General features: G+C 74.0%; 15 protein-coding genes, 2 pseudogenes and 1 riboswitch. Of the genes and pseudogenes, 11 read left to right on the top strand and 6 right to left on the bottom strand.

What is annotated here, in order from left to right:
* Positions 1 to 54: 54 nt before the first annotated feature.
* Positions 55 to 483, bottom strand: coding sequence for a CoA-binding protein (locus tag QOL88_RS05660; RefSeq protein WP_097215377.1), 429 nt, complete (start codon positions 481 to 483; stop codon positions 55 to 57).
* Positions 484 to 580: 97 nt separating this feature from the next.
* A riboswitch (cobalamin riboswitch) is annotated at positions 581 to 741 on the top strand.
* Between the two features lie 83 nt (positions 742 to 824).
* On the opposite strand from QOL88_RS05660, the gene QOL88_RS05655 reads away from it, so the two are divergent.
* From QOL88_RS05655 to QOL88_RS05620, 8 genes are all read left to right on the top strand, one after another.
* Positions 825 to 1,841, top strand: coding sequence for an ABC transporter substrate-binding protein (locus QOL88_RS05655; protein WP_097215376.1), 1,017 nt, complete (start codon positions 825 to 827; stop codon positions 1,839 to 1,841).
* A complete protein-coding gene (locus QOL88_RS05650; protein ID WP_097215375.1) occupies positions 1,838 to 2,890 on the top strand; it encodes a FecCD family ABC transporter permease in 1,053 nt (350 codons plus the stop codon). Before QOL88_RS05655 ends, QOL88_RS05650 begins: the two co-directional genes overlap by 4 nt.
* Positions 2,891 to 2,961: 71 nt before the next feature.
* Complete coding sequence (locus QOL88_RS05645; protein ID WP_097222877.1) at positions 2,962 to 3,783, top strand: ABC transporter ATP-binding protein; 822 nt, start codon at positions 2,962 to 2,964, stop codon at positions 3,781 to 3,783.
* 78 nt (positions 3,784 to 3,861) lie between these two features.
* On the top strand, positions 3,862 to 4,578 hold the full coding sequence (locus tag QOL88_RS05640) for a hypothetical protein (RefSeq protein ID WP_257027545.1): 717 nt from the start codon (positions 3,862 to 3,864) through the stop codon (positions 4,576 to 4,578).
* Positions 4,575 to 5,117: a SixA phosphatase family protein gene (locus tag QOL88_RS05635; RefSeq protein WP_097215374.1), complete on the top strand. Its 543-nt coding sequence runs from the start codon at positions 4,575 to 4,577 to the stop codon at positions 5,115 to 5,117. Before QOL88_RS05640 ends, QOL88_RS05635 begins: the two co-directional genes overlap by 4 nt.
* 27 nt (positions 5,118 to 5,144) lie before the next feature.
* A complete protein-coding gene (locus QOL88_RS05630; protein ID WP_097215373.1) occupies positions 5,145 to 5,771 on the top strand; it encodes a YigZ family protein in 627 nt (208 codons plus the stop codon).
* Between the two features lie 596 nt (positions 5,772 to 6,367).
* On the top strand, positions 6,368 to 7,531 hold the full coding sequence (locus QOL88_RS05625; protein WP_097215371.1) for an exonuclease SbcCD subunit D: 1,164 nt from the start codon (positions 6,368 to 6,370) through the stop codon (positions 7,529 to 7,531).
* Complete coding sequence (locus QOL88_RS05620) at positions 7,528 to 10,524, top strand: AAA family ATPase (protein ID WP_097215370.1); 2,997 nt, start codon at positions 7,528 to 7,530, stop codon at positions 10,522 to 10,524. Before QOL88_RS05625 ends, QOL88_RS05620 begins: the two co-directional genes overlap by 4 nt.
* A 2-nt stretch (positions 10,525 to 10,526) precedes the next feature.
* Here the strand turns inward: QOL88_RS05620 and QOL88_RS05615 are convergent.
* A pseudogene (locus tag QOL88_RS05615) lies at positions 10,527 to 10,649 on the bottom strand (Lrp/AsnC family transcriptional regulator); the annotation flags it as partial.
* On the opposite strand from QOL88_RS05615, the pseudogene QOL88_RS05610 reads away from it, so the two are divergent.
* Together QOL88_RS05610 and QOL88_RS05605 are read left to right on the top strand one after the other, a co-directional pair.
* Positions 10,645 to 10,814 (top strand): annotated as a pseudogene (locus QOL88_RS05610) (rhodanese-like domain-containing protein); the annotation flags it as partial. The pseudogenes QOL88_RS05615 and QOL88_RS05610 overlap by 5 nt on opposite strands.
* Before the next feature lie 45 nt (positions 10,815 to 10,859).
* A complete protein-coding gene (locus tag QOL88_RS05605; protein WP_097215369.1) occupies positions 10,860 to 11,378 on the top strand; it encodes an immunity 21 family protein in 519 nt (172 codons plus the stop codon).
* 90 nt (positions 11,379 to 11,468) lie between these two features.
* Here QOL88_RS05605 and QOL88_RS05600 read toward each other — a convergent pair whose 3' ends face one another.
* The gene (locus QOL88_RS05600; protein WP_097215368.1) at positions 11,469 to 13,160 is read right to left on the bottom strand and encodes a DUF885 domain-containing protein; all 1,692 of its coding nucleotides are present in this window, start codon (positions 13,158 to 13,160) and stop codon (positions 11,469 to 11,471) included.
* Positions 13,161 to 13,191: 31 nt separating this feature from the next.
* Positions 13,192 to 13,683, bottom strand: coding sequence for an Lrp/AsnC family transcriptional regulator (locus tag QOL88_RS05595; protein ID WP_097215367.1), 492 nt, complete (start codon positions 13,681 to 13,683; stop codon positions 13,192 to 13,194).
* A 67-nt stretch (positions 13,684 to 13,750) separates the two neighbouring features.
* Between QOL88_RS05595 and QOL88_RS05590 the strand changes: the two genes are divergently transcribed.
* Entirely contained in the window at positions 13,751 to 14,971 is a 1,221-nt protein-coding gene (locus QOL88_RS05590; protein WP_179879092.1) for a trans-sulfuration enzyme family protein, read from the top strand.
* A 9-nt stretch (positions 14,972 to 14,980) separates the two neighbouring features.
* Here QOL88_RS05590 and QOL88_RS05585 read toward each other — a convergent pair whose 3' ends face one another.
* Together QOL88_RS05585 and QOL88_RS05580 are read right to left on the bottom strand one after the other, a co-directional pair.
* On the bottom strand, positions 14,981 to 16,234 hold the full coding sequence (locus QOL88_RS05585; protein WP_097215365.1) for a GNAT family N-acetyltransferase: 1,254 nt from the start codon (positions 16,232 to 16,234) through the stop codon (positions 14,981 to 14,983).
* A gap of 109 nt (positions 16,235 to 16,343) precedes the next feature.
* Entirely contained in the window at positions 16,344 to 17,906 is a 1,563-nt protein-coding gene (locus tag QOL88_RS05580; RefSeq protein ID WP_097215364.1) for an alkaline phosphatase D family protein, read from the bottom strand.
* Positions 17,907 to 17,990: the final 84 nt, after the last annotated feature.

The raw sequence follows: 17,990 nt of genomic DNA, 5'->3' as shown, positions 1-17,990 counted from the left end.
AAGAAGACGAGTTGTGCAGCCTTGACCGGGCGCGGGTATTTCCTGGCGAACGCTTCAGGGTTTCTGTACGCCGTGATGAGACAGCCGTGGGATCTCGATCGCCGGGCAGCGGTCCATCACCATCTCCAGGCCCGCATCGCGAACCCGGCCGTACGCCGCCTCGTCGACGACGTCGAGCTGGAACCAGACGCCCTTCGCGCCCTTGGCGACCGCCTCGTCCGCGACGGCCCCGGCGAGGTCGCTGTTCACGAACACGTCGACGACGTCCACGTCGAAGGGGATGTCCGCCAGACTCGCGTACCCCTTCTCCCCGTGCACCGTCTCCGCCTTCGGGTGCACCGGCACGACGCGCTTGCCGAAGCGCTGGAGCACGGCGGCGACGCCGTACGCCGCGCGCCGCTGGTTCGACGACAGGCCCACCACGGCCCAGGTGTCGCCGAGCTCGGTGAGGATCCTGCGGACCGTTGCCTCGTCGCCGTACACCGGCGGCCTCCTCGGAAGTCGTGGACGAACTGCTCCTGGTGAAACGGCGCCGGGTGCGCGGTGATTCCCCGGGCGGCCTCCGTGATAGCTTGCCGAGGCCAGTCGAACCCATGTACGTGGGTCAGGGAATCCGGTGCGAATCCGGAACTGACGCGCAGCGGTGAGGGGGACGGGCGGGGCCTCGGCCACTGGACTCCCTCGCGGACGTCCGGGAAGGCGCCCCGATCCGGGTGAACCCGAGTCCGAAGACCTGCTGGCGGCCCCCGCGGCCGCGTGCGGCGGGGGAGCACCGTACGACCGGGCTCCGCGAATGGGCCCTCGACGCCTGAGGACTGGTTCCCGTGCCCCTCGCCCGACCCGCCCGTGCCGCCGCGCTGCTCGCCGCCGGCTCCCTGCTCCTGACCGGCTGCGGCGACACCGCGTCCACCGACGCCAAGGCCGCCGTCACCCTCACCAACTGCGGGCACGAGGTCCGCGTCGCCGCCCCGCCGCGGCACGCGGTGTCCCTCAACCAGGGCACCACCGAGATCCTGCTCTCCCTGGGCCTGGCCGACCGCCTCGCGGGCACGGCCACCTGGACCGACCCCGTGATGAAGGGGCTGGAGAAGGCCGACGCGACGGTGCCGCGCCTCGCCGACAACACCCCGTCCTTCGAACGCGTCCTGGACACCGAGCCCGACTTCGTCGCCGCCTCCTTCGTCTCCACCCTCGGCAAGGGCGGCGTCGCCACCCGCGAGCAGTTCGAGAAGCTCGGCGTCCCCACCTACGTCTCCCCGTCCGACTGCGCCGGCAAGGACAACTCGGGCGGCGGCGACGGCGCCCGCGCCAAGGCCCTGGGCATCGACACCGTCTACGGCGAAGTCCGGGACCTCGCGACCGTGTTCGGGGTGAAGGAGCGCGGCGACGCCCTCGTGGGCTCCCTCCGGCAGCGCATGAAGAAGGCCACGGCCGGCATCGACGCCTCCGACGTCACGCTCCTCTACTGGTTCGCGAACTCCGAGTCGCCCTACCTGGCCGGCTGTTGCGGGGCGCCCGGCATCATCACCCGGGCCCTCGGCGCGAAGAACGTCTTCGACGACACGCACCAGGAGTGGCCGCAGGTCAACTGGGAGACCGTCGCCGACCGGGACCCCGACGTCCTCGTCATCGGCGACCTGACCCGCAAGTCCCAGACCGCCGAGTCCGCCGCGAAGAAGATCGCCTTCCTGGAGTCCAACCCCGTCACCAGGAACATGGACGCCGTCCGGCACAAGCGGTACGTGCTGCTCAGCGGACAGGCCATGAACCCGACCATCCGCACCGTCGAGGGTGTGGAGCAGGTGGCCGCCGGGCTGCGCCGGTTCGGACTGGTGAAGTGACCGCCCGGGGGCTGCCCGCCGCCGGGACCGGGCCCCGGCGCCGGGCGGGACTCGCGCTGGGCGCGGCCGGGACCGTCGCGCTCGTCGCCTCCCTCGCCGTGGCCATCACCATCGGTCCCGCCGACATCCGCGTCGGCGACGTGTGGTCCGTCGTGGCCGCCCATCTCGGCCTCGGCAGTTCGGAGCTGACGCCGATCCGGGACGGGATCGTCTGGCAGCTGCGGCTGCCGCGCACCCTGCTCGCGGCCGTGTGCGGGGCCGGACTCGCCGTGTGCGGTGCGGTGATGCAGTCGCTGCTGCGCAACCCGCTGGCCGACCCCTTCGTGCTCGGGGTGTCCTCGGGCGCCTCCACCGGAGCGGTCCTCGTGGTCGTGCTGGGCGTGGGCGGCGGCGCCCTGTCGGTGTCCGGGGGTGCGTTCCTCGGCGCCCTGCTGTCGTTCGGGCTGGTGCTGCTGCTCAGCCACACCCTCGGCGGCACCACCGACCGGGTCGTCCTCGCGGGCGTCGCCGCCATGCAGCTCTTCTCCGCCCTCACCTCCTTCGTCGTGATGACCTCCGCCGACGCCGAGACGACCCGGGGCGTGCTGTTCTGGCTCCTCGGCTCGCTCGGCGGCGCCGGCTGGACCGACGTGTGGCTGTGCCTGGCCGTACTGGCCGTGGCCCTGGTCGTCTGCCTGTCCTACGCCCGTACCCTCGACGCCTTCGCCTTCGGGCAGGACGCGGCGGCCGCGCTGGGGGTGCCCCTCGCCCGGACCCGCCTGGTGCTGCTGTGCGTCACGGCCCTGCTCACGGCCGCGCTGGTCAGCTCGGCCGGGGCGATCGGCTTCGTCGGCCTGGTCCTGCCGCACGCCGCCCGGGCCCTGACCGGACCCGGGCACGCGCGGCTGCTGCCGGTCACCGCCCTCGCGGGAGCGGTGTTCCTCGTGTGGGTGGACACCCTGGCCCGGACCGTCCTCGATCCGCAGGAGGTCCCGGTGGGGGTCGTGACGTCGCTGATCGGGGTGCCCGCGTTCGTGGCGGTGCTGTACCGGACGAGGAGGGCGCGGTGAGCGGCGCGAAGGTATCGGTGGCGGAGGGCGCGGCGAGCGGCGCAGGGGCATCGGTGGAGGCGGAGGGCGCGGTGAGCGGGGCGGAGGCACAGGTGGGGGCGGGGCTGCGGGCCGAGCGGGTCAGCCGCCGCGCCGACGGGCGTCTCATCCTGGACGGCGTCACCCTCGCGCCGGAGACCGGCTCCACGATCGGCGTCCTCGGACCCAACGGTTCAGGCAAGTCCACGCTGCTGCGGCTGCTGGCCGGGCTGCTCACGCCGACCTCCGGAGTGGTCACCCTCGACGGCACACCGCTGGGCGACCTGCCCCGCCGAACGGTCGCCCGCCGCCTCGCCGTGGTCGAGCAACAGTCCGACACCCAGGTCGAGTTGACGGTCGAGGACGTCGTACGGCTGGGCCGCGTCCCACACCGCCGCGCCTGGACACCCGCCTGCGCGGACGACGAACGGGCGGTGCGCGCCGCCCTGGAGCGCACCGGCCTCGACGGCCGGGCCCGACAGCGCTGGCACACCCTCTCGGGCGGCGAACGCCAGCGGGTGCAGATCGCCCGCGCGCTCGCCCAGGAGCCCCGCGAACTCCTCCTCGACGAGCCCACCAACCACCTCGACATCCACCATCAGCTCGACCTCCTCACCCTGGTCACGGGCCTGCCCGTCACCACCGTCGTCGCCCTGCACGACCTCAACCTCGCGGCGATGTACTGCGATCGGGTCGTCGTGCTGTCCGCGGGGCGGGTCGTGGCCGCGGGCACTCCGGGCGACGTCCTCACGGCGGAGCTCGTCGCCGACGTGTACGGGGTGCGGGCCGCCGTCAGCCGCGAAGGGCCCGAGGGGCGGCCCCATGTGCGGTTCCTGGGCACGCTGGCCCGACAGGAGCGGCCGGACACGCCATAGGTGTGGCGATCGCGCCACGGCGGCCGGAAAACGCCGAACCTGCCTGCGCGTACCCGTCCACCCGCCTACGCTCGCCTCGTGCTGCGCATCATCGACGCCCGAACCCGTGAGCCGGTCGACGCCGCTCCGGCCCGCCGGAGCCTGACCCGTGTCGAGGTGCACGCACCCGGCTCCGACACGACGAACCTGCGGGTGCTGCTCGTCGGGGACCTGCTGGTGCGGACCCTGGAGCTCGGCGGCACGCCGGTGTGGGCGCTGCTGACCGGCGGCCACCGGCAGGCGGAGCTGCGCGCGGACGCCGCGACGCTCGGCATCCGCCCCTTCGAGGCCAGCCCCGACGTCGGTGCCGGTCTGGGCGAGTCCCAGGTCGTCCACGTCACCCCCGAGGGCGGGGCGGCACCCGACGGGGTGCGGATCGCCGTCGCGCCCGCGGAGCCGGGCCCGCCGCACCCCTGCGACCCCTCCGTCCTGCGCCTCGCCCTGATCAGCCGGCACCACGGCACCCCCGTCCGGCTGGAGGCGGCCGGACTCGACGACGCCCAGGCCACCCTCGCCCGCTGGCGCGGCGCGGTCGCCTGCTGGGCGCGGCAGCCCTCGCGGCCGGTCCCCGACGACGTACGGGGCCGGTTGCGTGACGCCTGGGACGACGACCTGGACGTGCCGCGGGTGCTGGACGTCCTGCGTCAGGTCGAGACCGCGCCGGAACTGGCGGACGGCGCCCGCTTCGAGACCTACGCCTACGCCGACCGGCTCCTCGGCCTCGACCTCGCCCGCGACCTGGGATCCCCGTCATGATCGAACGCTCCGGAGCGGGCCCGCTGCGCCGCCTGATCGTGCTGCGGCACGCCAAGTCCGCCTGGCCTCTGGACGTCGTCGACCACGAACGCCCCCTCGCCCCGCGCGGCCGCCGGGACGCCCCCGCGGCCGGGCGGGCCCTGGCCGACGCCGACCTCCTGCCGGACCTGGTGCTGTGCTCCACCGCCGTCCGCGCCCGGCGGACCTGGGACCTCGCCGCGGCCGAGTGGGGAACGCCTCCGCCGGTCCGGCACGACCGGCGGCTGTACGCCGCCGGACCCTCCGGCCTGCTGGCCGTGGTGCACGAGGTACCCGCCGCGGTGGAGACGCTGCTGCTGATCGGGCACAACCCGGGCCTGGAGGAACTGGTCCTGGCCCTCGCCGGTGACGGCCTCGACGACACCCTGGAGCAGGTCCGCACGAAGTTCCCCACGTCGGCGATCGCCGTTCTGTCCTGGCGCGGCACGGCCTGGCGGGACCTCGCCCCCGGCACCGCCCTGCTCACCTCCGTCACCGTGCCCCGGGGCGCGAAGAAGTAGCCCCGGGCCCGCGCATAGGCTGGCCGGATGCCCGACGAATACCGCACGGTCGCCGGCGCCGGCGTGCACGAGACCGAGGTCAACCGCTCACGCTTCCTGTGCGCCCTCGCCCCGGCGGCCACCGAGCGGGAGGCCCAGGACTTCATCGCCGCGGTCCGCAGGGAGCACGCCGACGCCTCTCACAACTGCTGGGCCTACGTCATCGGCGCCGACGCCTCCGTCCAGAAGGCGAGCGACGACGGCGAACCCGGCGGCACCGCCGGCGTCCCCATGCTCCAGATGCTGCTGCGCCGCGACATGCGGTACGTCGTCGCCGTCGTCACCCGCTACTTCGGCGGGGTCAAACTCGGCGCCGGCGGGCTCATCCGGGCGTACGGCGGAGCGGTCGGCGAGGCCCTGGACACCCTCGGCACCCGCACCCGCCGCAAGTACCGGCTGGCCACGGTCACCGTCGACCACCAGCGGGCCGGCAAGCTCGAGAACGACCTGCGCACCGGCGGGCGCGACGTCCGGGACGTGCGCTACGGGGAGGCCGTCACCATCGAGATCGCCCTCCCGGACGCCGACGTGCCCGCCTTCCGTTCCTGGCTTGCCGACGTCACCGCCGGCACGGCCGGCTTCGAGGCGGGCGGGGAGGCGTACGGGGACGCGTGACGCCGGCTCCGCCTCGCAGACGGCGGTGCGGCACGGGTGGGGGTCCGGTCGGCCCGCCGACGTCAGCGGGCCCGGCTCCGGTCCGGCCCTCGGCCCCCTCCCCGTCCTCGACCACCGCACCCGCCGGGACGCGGCCCAGCCGGAACGCGAGCAGCGCCGTGCCGGGCGGCGAGCCTGCGGCACGCGGCCGGGGCGACGATGAACCCGAGGCCGAGCGGCACGAAGACCAGGCTCGCGGCCAGCGGGGTCTGCCTCAGATGGGGCACGAGGGCCTCGACCGCCCGGAGCGGGGCTGAACCACTCGCACGGCTGCGAGGCGTCGCAGCCCTCGGCGACGTGTTTGCGGGACAGGCCGCGGTCGTTGGGGCCGGGGCCCACGGGGTGGCAGGCCTTGGTGGAGAGCACGAGGCCCTCACGTTGCTGGACATTTCCTGGACATTTCCCCTGAATTGGCGCCGGAGGGGCGTGGCGCTCCGGGGTTCGTGGTGGACCAGGTGCTCACACGCGTTAGCGTGGTGGGTCTGACGGCGAGCCGGACCGGCTCGCGGCAGCAGAAGAGGACAGTAGGGGGGAGACATGCAGGTCGGAGCGGCGTCTTGAGGTTGCTGCACACCTCCGACTGGCATCTCGGCCGCGCCTTCCACCGGGTGAACATGCTCGGCGCCCAGGCCGAGTTCATCGGCCACCTCGTCACCACCGTGCGGGAGCGCGCCGTGGACGCGGTGGTTGTGTCGGGAGACGTCTACGACCGCGCCGTGCCGCCGCTCGCCGCGGTCGAGCTCTTCGACGACGCCTTGCACCGCCTCGCCGCTCTCGGCGTGCCCACGGTGATGATCTCCGGGAACCACGACTCGCCCCGCCGGCTCGGCGTCGGAGCCGGGCTGATCGGGCGGGCCGGCATCCACCTGCGGACCGAGCCGTCCGCGTCCGGCACCCCGGTGGTGCTCGCCGACGGCGACGGCGACGTCGCCTTCTACGGGCTGCCCTATCTCGAACCGGCCCTGGTGAAGGACGAGTTCGGAGTGGAGAAGGCCGGGCACGAGTCCGTGCTCGCCGCCGCCATGGACCGGGTCCGCGCCGACCTCGCCGCCCGCGCGCCCGGCACCCGCTCCGTCGTCCTCGCCCACGCCTTCGTCACCGGCGGCGAACCCAGCGACAGTGAGCGGGACATCACCGTCGGCGGCGTCGCCGCGGTGCCGGCCGGGGTGTTCGACGGCGTCGACTACGTGGCGCTCGGGCACCTGCACGGCTGCCAGACCCTCACCGCCCGCGTCCGCTACTCCGGCTCCCCGTTGCCCTACTCCTTCTCCGAGGCCGCCCACCGCAAGAGCATGTGGCTGGTCGACCTGGCCGCGGACGGCTCCGTCGACGCCGAGCGCGTCGACTGCCCGGTGCCCCGCCCCCTGGCCCGGATCCGGGGCACCCTGGAGGACCTGCTCGCCGACCCGGACCTGACACGGCACGAGGAGGCGTGGGTCGAGGCGACCCTGACCGACCCCGTCCGCCCGGCCGACCCGATGGCCCGGCTCACCGAGCGCTTCCCGCACACCCTCAGCCTCGTCTTCGACCCCGACCGCGACGACGCCGAGTCCGAGGTGTCGTACGCCCGGCGCCTCGCCGGCCGCAGCGACCAGCAGATCGCCGAGGACTTCGTCGCCCATGTGCGCGGCGCCGGGCCCGACCCGCACGAACAGGGCGTGCTGCGGGACGCGTTCGACGCGGTCCGGGCCGACGAGACCGTACGGGAGGTGGCCCGGTGAGGCTCCACCGGCTCACCCTCACCGCCTTCGGCCCCTTCGGCGGCACCCAGACCGTCGACTTCGACGACCTGTCGACGGCCGGGCTGTTCCTGCTGCACGGCCCCACCGGCGCGGGCAAGACATCCGTCCTCGACGCCGTCTGCTACGCCCTCTACGGCTCGGTGCCGGGCGCCCGGCAGGGCGGAGCACAGGGCACGGCCCTGCGCAGCGACCACGCCGCAGCCGCGACCCGCACCGAGGTCACCCTCGACCTCACCGTCGCCGGACGCCGCCTGGAGGTCACCCGCCAGCCGCCCTGGGAGCGCCCCAAGAAGCGCGGCACCGGCACCACACTGGACAAGGCCCAGACATGGCTGCGCGAGTACGACGCGACAGCCGGGACCTGGAAGGACCTCAGCCGCTCCCACCAGGAGATCGGCGAGGAGATCACCCAGCTGCTCGGCATGAGCCGGGAGCAGTTCTGCCAGGTCGTGCTGCTGCCGCAGGGCGACTTCGCCCGGTTCCTGCGCGCCGACGCCGAGGCCCGCGGCAAACTGCTGGGCCGCCTGTTCGACACCCGCCGCTTCGCCGACGTCGAGAAGCGCCTCGCCGAGCGGCGCCGCACCACCGAGACCCAGGTGCGGGACGGGGACGCGGAGCTACTGGCCGACGCCCACCGCATGCAGCAGGCCGCGGGCGACGCCATGGAGCTGCCCGAACTGGCCCCGGGCGAACCGGGACTCGCCGAGGCCGTACTGAACGCGGCCGCCGTCGCCCGCAGCACCGCCCGCGAGCAGCTCACCGTCGCCGCCTGCACGCTCACCGCCGCCGAGTCCGCGCAGGCCGCAGCCGCCCGCGCCCTGGACGACGTACGTGAACTCGCCCGGCTCCAGCGGCGGTTCGTGGAGGCACGGGAGCGGGCGGCGCGCCTGGAGCAGGGAGCCGAGGCCTACCGGGAGGCCCAGACGCTCATGGAGCGGGCCCGCAAGGCCGAAGCGGTAGCGCCCGCCCTGGACCTGCGCGAGACCTCCGAAGCCGAACACCGCCGGGCGGCCGCCGCCGAGGCACGCGCGCGTGCCCTGCTCCCGGACTCCTTCGCCGACGCGGGCGCGGCCGGGCTGGCCGCCGCCGCACGCCGGGCCGCCGAGGAACTGGGCGGGCTCGACTCGGCCCGCCGGGCCGAGCGGCGCCTGGCCGAACTCCTCGACGAGCGCGCCGGCCTGGACCGCCAGGAACGCGCCGACGCCGACCTGCTCCATGAGGCGGAGGCCTGGCTCGACGGCTGGGAGGAGCGACGCGCCGCACTCCAGACCAGCGTCGACTCCGCGCAGCAGGCCGCCGCACTCGCCGAGCAGCTCGGCGCACGGCGTGAGCCCGCGCAGCAGCGGCTGCGGGCGGCCCGCACGCGCGACCAGCTCGTCCAGGACACGGACCGTGCCGTAGAACGAGTGCGCACCGCGCAGGACGAGACGCTGCGGGCCAAGCAGCACTGGCTCGACCTCAAGGAGCAGCGCCTGAACGGCATCGCCGCCGAACTGGCCGCACACCTCACCGACGGCGCACCCTGCGCCGTCTGCGGCGCCACCGAACACCCCGACCCCGCCCGCAAGATCGCCGGGCACGTCGACCGCGAGGCGGAGGAGCACGCCCTCACCGCCTACCAGCGCGCCGACGAGCAGCGCGCCGAGGACGAGCGGCGCCTCGGCGTCGTAAGGGAGGCCCTCGCCGCGGCCACCGCGGAGGCCGGTGACACGCCGACCCAGCAACTCGACGACGAGCTGGCTGACTTGGAGGAGCGGTACGCGCAGGCCCGCAGCGCGGCGGCCGAGCTGCACGCCGCGCAGGAACGGTTGCGGCAGGCCGGGCTGGAGCACGAACGGCGCCTCGCCGCCCGGCAGGAGACCGCCGTCCGGACCGCCTCCCGGGTCGGTCACCGGGAGCGGCTGGACCGCGAACGGGCCTTGCTGGAGGAGGAGCTGGACCGGGCGCGCGGCTCCCTGGACAGCGTCGCCGCGCGGGCCGCACAGCTCGAGCGGCGCACCGCGCTCCTCACGGACGCCGCCGACACCGCCCGCGTCGCCGAGGACACCGCCCAGCGGCTCAAGGACGCCGACGCCAGGCTCGCCGACGCCGCCTTCCGCGCCGGCTTCGAGACCCCGCAGGCCGCGGCCGCCGCCCTCCTCGACCACGCCGCCCACCGCGAACTGCAACGCCGTCTGGACGCCTGGCAGCACGAGGACGCCGCCGTGCGGGCCGTCCTCGCCGAGGCCGACACGGCCGCGGCGGCCCGCGAGCCGCGGGCCGGCCTGGAATCGGCCCAGCAGGCCGCCGACGAGGCGGCCCGGCGGTTGCGCGACGCCGCCTCCGCGCACGACGCCGCCGGCCGGCGCTGCGCCGAACTCGACCGGCTCTCCGCCCGGGCGACCGCTTCCGTGCGCCGGCTGGCGCCGCTGCGCGAGGAGTACGACCGCGTCGCCCGCATGGCCGGCCTCGCCGCCGGCACCTCGTCGGACAACGAACGCCGCATGCGCCTGGAGTCGTACGTCCTGGCGGCCCGGCTGGAGCAGGTCGCCGCCGCCGCGACCGTCCGGCTGCGCCGCATGTCCTCCGGCCGCTACACCCTCGTCCACTCCGACGACCGCACCGGACGCGGCCGCAGCGGGCTCGGACTGCATGTCGTCGACGCCTGGACCGGCCGCGAACGCGACACCGCGACCCTGTCCGGCGGCGAGACGTTCTTCGCCTCGCTCGCCCTGGCCCTCGGCCTCGCGGACGTCGTCACGGACGAGGCGGGCGGGGTGCGGCTGGACACCCTCTTCATCGACGAGGGCTTCGGCAGCCTCGACGACCAGACGCTCGACGAGGTCCTCGACGTCCTCGATTCCCTGCGCGAACGCGACCGGAGCGTCGGCATCGTCAGCCACGTCGCCGACCTGCGGCGGCGGATCCACGCCCAGCTCGAAGTGGTCAAGGGCCGGTCCGGCTCGGCACTGCGCCAGCGCGGCACCGGCTGACGTCAGCGCCCCAGGGGACGCCGGGGGAGAGGCGAGGAGTACACCACGCTCGTCGTCACCGAGCCCAGCGCCCCGATCTTCCCCGACACCTCCTCCAGGTGGCGCATCGAGCGGGCCGTGACCCGCGCCGCCCCGGCCCTCGCCGAACTCGCCTACGCGGTCAAGGAGGTACTCGGCGGTTTCGAGTACTGGGTGCGCGAGCGCCTGGCCTTCGAGACCTGGCAGGGGGAGAGCGCAGCGCCCCGGACCCCCTGACGGCGCCCGTGGACGCCGGCGACTGCGGCTGCTGAACCCCCGATCCTTTGCCGCGAGTTGACCCTGTAGGTTCTTGCGCCATGGTGCGATACGCGGAACCGGGCGCGGTGGAATGGGTGGAGTCGGGCGGCGGACCGCTGATAGCGGTGCCGGAGGCCGTCCTGCCGTTCTGGGCGGGGGCCGACGGCGAGGAGACGGCCTCGGACTACGACCGGGCCTGCGAGGTGGACGGCCACGTCGGCCTCCTCCCGGTCGGCGACTCCACGGCCCTGGTCCTGGGCGACGAGCCCGCCTCGACCGCCTACCTGCCCGCCCGGGGCATGTTCGTCCGGTGGTGCGCCGGCAACTCCGAGCACGAACTGCTGGCGAGCGTCCCGCCGGCGACCGCCACGGCGGAGTGGGGACCGGAGACGACCTGGAAGGTGCCCGGGCCGGTCCGCCTCTTCGACGCGGCCTGGCCCGGGACGGGCCTCGCGGACACCGACCAGGTCCGGGTGGCCCTGGAACCCGGCAGATACGCGGTCCGCGCGGCGAGGGTCCAGCCGGGCCCGGAGACCTGGCTGGACCTGATCGAGCTGCGCCTCCTGCCTCCGCGGTAGCGGCGCGCCTGCACCCTGCCTCCGCGGTAGCGGCGCCCCGCCGACGCGCCTACATCCTCGCTCCGCGACAGCGGCGCCCCGCCGACGCGCCTACAACTGCGACAGTTCGTCCACCAGGTCGTCCAGACCGAGCGACCCCTGGGACAGCGCGGCCATGTGCCAGGCCTTCGGGTCGAAGGCGTCGCCGTGGCGGGCGCGGGCGTTCTCGCGGCCCAGGAGCCAGGCTCGCTCGCCGAGCTTGTAGCCGATGGCCTGGCCCGGCATGGACAGGTAGCGGGTCAGCTCGCTCTCCACGAAGTCCGCCGGCCGGCTGCTGTGCGAGCCGAAGAACTCCTGCGCCAGCTCGGCCGTCCAGCGCTCGCCGGGGTGGAAGGGCGAGTCGTCCGGGATCGTCAGCTCCAGGTGCATGCCGATGTCGATGATGACGCGCACCGCGCGCATCATCTGGGCGTCCAGATAGCCGAGCCGGCGCTCCGGGTCGGTCAGGAAGCCCAGTTCGTCCATCAGCCGCTCCGCGTACAGCGCCCAGCCCTCGGCGTTGGCGCTCACCATGCCGACGCTCGCCTGGTAGCGGGAGAGGTTCTGCGCCACGTGCTTCCACTGGGCCAGCTGGAGGTGGTGCCCGGGTACGCCCTCGTGGTACCAGGTCGACACCAGGTCGTAGACCGGGAAGCGCGTCTCGCCCATCGTGGGCAGCCAGGTGCAGCCCGGCCGGGAGAAGTCGTCCGACGGCGGCGTGTAGTAGGGGGCCGCGGCGCTGCCCGGAGGGGCGATGCGCGACTCCACCCGGCGCACCCGCTCGGCCAGGTCGAAGTGGGTGCCGTCGAGCGCGTCCATCGCCTCGTCCATGAGGCTCTGCAGCCAGTCGCGAACCTCGTCGACGCCCTCGATGTGCGTGCCCTGCGCGTCGAGGTGGGACAGCGCCTCCCACGGCGTGCCGGCGCCCGGCAGGATCTTCTCGGCCTCGCTCTTCATCTCGCCGAGCAGCCGGTGGTACTCGGACCAGCCGTAGGCGTACGCCTCGTCCAGGTCGAGGTCCGTGCCGTTGAAGTAGCGCACCCAGCGCGCATACCGCTCCCGGCCCACCACGTCCGGGGTGCCCTCGATCGCCGGCGCGTACACGTCCCGCATCCAGTCGCGCAGCCGCACGACGGCCTCGGTGGCCGAGCGGGCGGCGGTGTCCAGCTCGGACCGCAGGGCCTCGGGGCCGGCCGCCGCGTACTGCTCGAACCAGCCGTGCCCCTCGCCGTCCGCGTCGGCCCACTCACCGAGCTGCGTCACGAAGGTGGCGGTGGCGCGGGGGCCGGCGTACAGCTTCCGCTCCAGGCCGAGCGCCAGGGACTCCCGGTAGCCCTCCAGCGCGGCCGGGACGCCGCGCAGCCGCTCGGCGATCGCCGCCCAGTCCTCCTCCGACTGCGCGGGCGTCACGGTGAACACCTGCCGCACCGCGTGCGCGACGGAGCTCAGGTTGCTGACGGAACGAAGGCTCTCGTCGGCCTCGTGCACCGCGAGTTCGGCTCCCAGCCGCTCGCGCAGCAGCCGCGCGCACCGGCGCTCGATGTCAGTGTCCGCGCCGGGCAGCCGCTCGGCCTCGTCCAGCCGGGCCAGCGTCCGCCGCGCCAGCTCCGCGAGCGCCTCCTGCCCAGCGGGCGAGGTGTCGGGCAGCCTGCTCGAACTCTCCTTGTCGCCGAGGAACGTGCCGGTGATCGGGTCGAGGGCGACGAGCTCGTCGACGTAGGCGTCGGCGACCTCTCGGGGCAGCGGGCTCTTGATCTCAGACATGCCGCCATCCTCGTACGGCGGACCACGCACGTCACGCCGATTGAGCCGAGGGCGAAGGCGGCAGCAGCGGCCCGCACTCCCACTGCTGGAAGATCAGCCGGGTCTCCACCCGCGCCACCTCCCGCTGCGACGTGAACGCGTCCAGCACCAGCCGCTGCAGGTCGGCCATGTCGGCGACCGCGACATGCACCAGATAGTCGTCGGGACCGGTCAGGTGAAAGACCGTCCGTGACTCCGGCAGGACCCGGATCCGCTCCACGAACGGGCCCACCAGCTCCCGGCGGTGCGGCCTGACCTGCACCGACAGCAGGGCTTCCAGTCCCCGTCCCAGCTTGGCCGGATCCAGCTCCAGCCGGTGCCCGAGGATCACGCCCGACCGGCGCAGCCGCGTGACCCGGTCCAGACACGTCGACGGCGCCACCCCGACCTGCGCGGCGAGATCCCGGTAGGTCGCCCGGGCGTCGTTCTGCAACAGCCGCAACAGATGGAGATCCACCGGATCGAGTACGACAGATTCAGCCATCGGCCGAACGTAGCACGGGACTCGCACCCGGCAGCCCGCTCGATGTTCACCCTTACCCACCATGGACATGGACACAACGAGCACGCGCGCCCACGACGACGTACGCACCGCACCGCGAGCCCTCGCCACCGAGGCCGTGCACGCCGGACGGGACGACCTCGCCCGGCAGGGTCTGCACGCCCCGCCCATCGACCTGTCCACCACCTACCCGTCGTACGACAGCCGGGGCGAGGCGGCCCGGATCGACGCGTTCGCCACCACCGGCGCGGAGCCGGACGGCCCGCCCGTCTACGGACGGCTGGGCAACCCGACCGTCGCCCGCTTCGAGACCGCCCTGGCCCGACTGGAGGGCACCGAGGCGGCGGTGGCGTTCGCGAGCGGCATGGCCGCACTCAGCGCCGTCCTGCTCGTTCGCGGCTCCATGGGCCTGCGGCACGTCGTCGCCGTACGCCCCCTGTACGGCTGCAGCGACCACCTGCTCACCGCCGGGCTGCTGGGCTCGGAGGTGACCTGGACCGACCCCGCCGGCGTCGCCGACGCCCTGCGCCCGGACACCGGACTCGTCCTGGTCGAGTCCCCGGCCAACCCCACGCTCGCCGAGGTCGACCTGCGGGCCGTCGCGCACGCCTGCGGCTCGGTGCCGCTGCTCGTCGACAACACCTTCGCCACGCCGGTCCTCCAGCGCCCCGCCGAGCAAGGGGCCCGGCTGATCCTGCACAGCGCCACCAAATACCTCGGCGGGCACGGTGACGTCCTCGCGGGGGTGGTCGCCTGCGACGAGGAGTTCGCGGGCCGGCTGCGGCAGGTGCGCTTCGCCACCGGCGGTGTCCTGCACCCGCTGGCCGGTTACCTGCTGCTGCGCGGCCTGTCCACTCTTCCCGTCCGGGTCCGGGCGGCCTCCGCCACGGCGGCCGAACTCGTCCGCCGCCTCGCCGCCGACCCGCGCGTCGCCCGCGTCCACTACCCGCGCATCGGTGGCGCGATGGTCGCCTTCGAGGTGCACGGCGACCCGCACGAGGTGATCGGCGCGGTCCGCCTGATCACCCCGGCGGTGAGCCTCGGCAGCGTGGACACCCTCATCCAGCACCCGGCCTCCATCAGCCACCGCATCGTCGACGCGGACGACCGCAGGGGAGCCGGCGTGAGCGACCAGCTGCTGCGCATGTCGGTGGGCCTGGAGGACGTGGAGGACCTGTGGTCCGATCTGGACGCGGCGCTGGGACGACGCCCCGATAGGCGCGCGGGGAGCTGCGCGACAAGCCACGACGAACCCGCGCCCGCACACTGACGGATACCGCTACGGTGCGGAGGAGCTCCCGAGTCCCTCCGCACCTGTCACGACCGCTTCACTCAACCGCGCCGTGATGACCAGTGTCCCTTCCTCGACCTGGTAGTCGAGAGGCAGTCCCAGTCCCCGCATAGCGGCGACCATCCCCGTGTTGGACGCCTGCGTCACGGCATACACACTCGAGCACCCGGCATCGACCGCCATCCCCACCAGCCTGCGCAGCAACTCCGCCCCGACGCCCCGCCGCTGCCACGCGTCCTCGACGAGCAGCGCGACCTCCGTCTCGTCCCCGTCCCACAGGAGGTGACCGAGCCCGACGACCCGCCCGGAGGCCGTCTGCACGGCGAGGGTGCGGCCGTAGCGCGGACTGAGCAGGTGGTTGAGGTACCGGTCGGCGTCACCGACGGGCCCGTGATAGCGCAGCTTCAGCGTGCGCGCCGAGCAGCGCTCGTGCATCGCGCGGGCCGCTTCGAGGTCACGGGTGTCGGCCCGCCGCACGGTGATGTCGCTGCCCTCGGCGAGCGTGAGCACATCCCGGCCGTGCGGCAGACGCGGTCCGAGCCGGGCGTCGAGTTCCACCAGGGCTCTGGCCCGGGCGAACTCGGTGGGGGTGAAGGGCAGATACGGCCGCTCGACGGTGATCACGCCGCCTTCCGGGCCGCGCAGCCGCATCACGGTGTCGTCGAGGGCCCCCTCCACGGGAACGCCCCCTGCGGCCCCGCCGCCGGCCGGAGCGGGACGGGAACGGATCGTGCACCGGCCGAGCAACTGCCGCAGAGCAAGCGGAAGTTCCGCCGCGTCCAGGGCGGTGCGGGCGGCGAGCCCGAGGACCCGGGTCGGCGCGTCCACCAGGTCGTGAGCGTCGGCCCGCTCGATCCAGGTGTCGGTGCCGCCGGCCGACTCGACGGCCGTGGTGACCTCGGGCGCCGACAGACCGGCCGGGCCCCGCAGCAGGAACTCGTCGACCGTGCCCGTGGCCAGCGGGTGCGTCTGCAGGCTCAGGATGTCCACGCGCCGCCCGGCCAGGGCACCGCACAGCGCGGCCAGTGACCCCGGTTCGTCCTGAACCGTGGTCCGCATCCGCCACAGCGTGTTCGCCCCCGGCACCGGCTCCGGTGCCGGGGACCCGGTATCACTCGTCGGCGGTGCGTGTTCCTGGCGTCGTGTCCGCCAGGCGTGGAACGCCGCCGTGGCCCGCTGCCACGAGGTGGCGGGGCGGCAGTTGTCGTCAGGGTGCGTCACTTGAGTCACTTCTCGCGTCATGCACCCACTGTGACGGAACGGTGTTGCGTGATCGCGAACGCATTGTGACCGGCGGGTAAAGGGCGCAGTCTGCCCCCTTTGTCAATGCTTCAAACGTTGCGCTCCGTGCCTACTGGCCGACCAGGCCCGGCTGAAGGGTCTGGGTGAACAGCACGGTGCCGTCCTGCTCCCGCAGACGCACCGTCAGCTCCCCGCTGTGACCGTCGATGTCGACCTCGCCGAAGAACTGGAAGCCGTCGGCGGGGGAGACGTTGGCGGTCGTCGGCGCCTTCACGAACACGCGGTCCGGGCCGAAGGTGCCGTCGAGCGCGCTCGCGGGGAAGGCACCGGCGTTGAGCGGGCCCGAGACGAACTCCCAGAACGGCTCGAAGTCGGTGAAGTCGGCCCTGGACGGCTGGTAGTGCTGCGCCGAGGTGTGGTGCACATCGGCGGTCAGCCACACCGTGCCCGTGATCCGGCGGTGCTTGACGAACCGCAGCAGTTCGGCGATCTGCAGCTCGCGGCCGAGCGGCTTTCCGGGGTCGCCCTGGGCGACGGCCTCGATGTTCGGCGCGTCCGGGACGACGAGGCCGATCGGCATGTCGGCGGCGATCACCTTCCACACCGCACGGGAGCGGGACAGCTCGCGCTTGAGCCACTCCAGTTGCTCGCGGCCGAGGATGCCCTGCGGGTCGACCGGCTGGTCGTCCGGCGAGTTGGCGTTGCGGTAGGTGCGCATGTCCAGGACGAACACGTCCAGCAGCGGGCCGTGGTGCTGCACGCGGTAGACCCGGCCGTCGGGGCGGCGCAGCGTGGAGATCGGGAAGTACTCGGAGAACGCCCTGCGGGCGCGGGCCGCGAGCACGTCCACGTTCTTCTCGGTGTACCGGGGGTCGGTGAGGATCTCGCCCGGGTACCAGTTGTTGAGGACCTCGTGGTCGTCCCACTGGACGATGGACGGGACCCGGGCGTTGAAGGCCCGCAGGTTCTCGTCCAGGAAGTTGTAGCGGAAGTTGCCGCGGAACTCCGCGAGCGTCTCGGCGACCTTCGACTTCTCCTCGGTGGTGATGTTCCGCCAGGTCCGGCCGTCGGGCAGGGCCACGGTGCCGGTGATCGGGCCGTCGGCGTAGATGTTGTCGCCGCTGCAGAGGAAGAAGTCGGGGTCGAGGGCGCCCATCGCGTCGTAGATGCGGTAGCCGCCGAGCTCCGGGTTGATGCCCCAGCCCTGCCCGGCCAGGTCGCCGGACCATACGAACCGCACGCCGTCACGGCGCTTGGCGGATGCCGTGCGGAACGTGCCCGTGACCGGCTCGCCGGTGCGGCGCGGGTCGTCCGGGTCGGCGAGCAGCACGCGGTAGTGGATCTGCTCGCCGGACGGCAGGCCGTGCAGCCGGGTCGTGCCGGTGAAGTCGGTGCCGGCGCCCAGCAGCGGCCCGTGCCATCTGCGGGGGTTGCGGAACGACTCGGTCGCCGACGTCTCGACGATCATCCGGGCCGGCCGGTCGGAACGCACCCACACCAGCCCGGAGTCGCAGGTCACGTCTCCCGCCTGCACACCCCACCCCGCTGTCGGGCGCCCGGAGCGGGCGAGGGCGGGCGCCGCACCGAGAGCGGTGGGCAGGGACAGGGCCGCCGACACGGCGAGAGAGCCACGCAGGACGCTACGGCGCCCGGGCAACGGACGGTGTGACATGGATGCGCCTCCAGGGACGGGATCCGGCCAAGTGTGCAGAGCCACAACTACTGGCACGCCGCAGCGCACACACGAACCCCAAGT

The sequence above is a fragment of the Streptomyces sp. Ag82_O1-12 genome (assembly GCF_900182715.1).
GTDB classification, from domain to species: Bacteria; Actinomycetota; Actinomycetes; order Streptomycetales; family Streptomycetaceae; genus Streptomyces; species Streptomyces massasporeus.
Note: the sequence above shows the minus strand (reverse complement) of the source record. Positions and strands in the feature narration are given on the sequence as shown.

What these genes read in the sequence shown, in the direction of transcription:
- QOL88_RS05635 (WP_097215374.1), top strand. Translation starts at nt 4,575, where the DNA reads ATGATCGAACGCTCCGGAGCGGGCCCGCTGCGCCGCCTGATCGTGCTG.
- QOL88_RS05630 (WP_097215373.1), top strand. Translation starts at nt 5,145, where the DNA reads ATGCCCGACGAATACCGCACGGTCGCCGGCGCCGGCGTGCACGAGACC.
- QOL88_RS05605 (WP_097215369.1), top strand. Translation starts at nt 10,860, where the DNA reads ATGGTGCGATACGCGGAACCGGGCGCGGTGGAATGGGTGGAGTCGGGC.
- QOL88_RS05600 (WP_097215368.1), bottom strand. Translation starts at nt 13,160, where the DNA reads ATGTCTGAGATCAAGAGCCCGCTGCCCCGAGAGGTCGCCGACGCCTAC.
- QOL88_RS05595 (WP_097215367.1), bottom strand. Translation starts at nt 13,683, where the DNA reads ATGGCTGAATCTGTCGTACTCGATCCGGTGGATCTCCATCTGTTGCGG.
- QOL88_RS05590 (WP_179879092.1), top strand. Translation starts at nt 13,751, where the DNA reads ATGGACACAACGAGCACGCGCGCCCACGACGACGTACGCACCGCACCG.
- QOL88_RS05585 (WP_097215365.1), bottom strand. Translation starts at nt 16,234, where the DNA reads ATGACGCGAGAAGTGACTCAAGTGACGCACCCTGACGACAACTGCCGC.
- QOL88_RS05580 (WP_097215364.1), bottom strand. Translation starts at nt 17,906, where the DNA reads ATGTCACACCGTCCGTTGCCCGGGCGCCGTAGCGTCCTGCGTGGCTCT.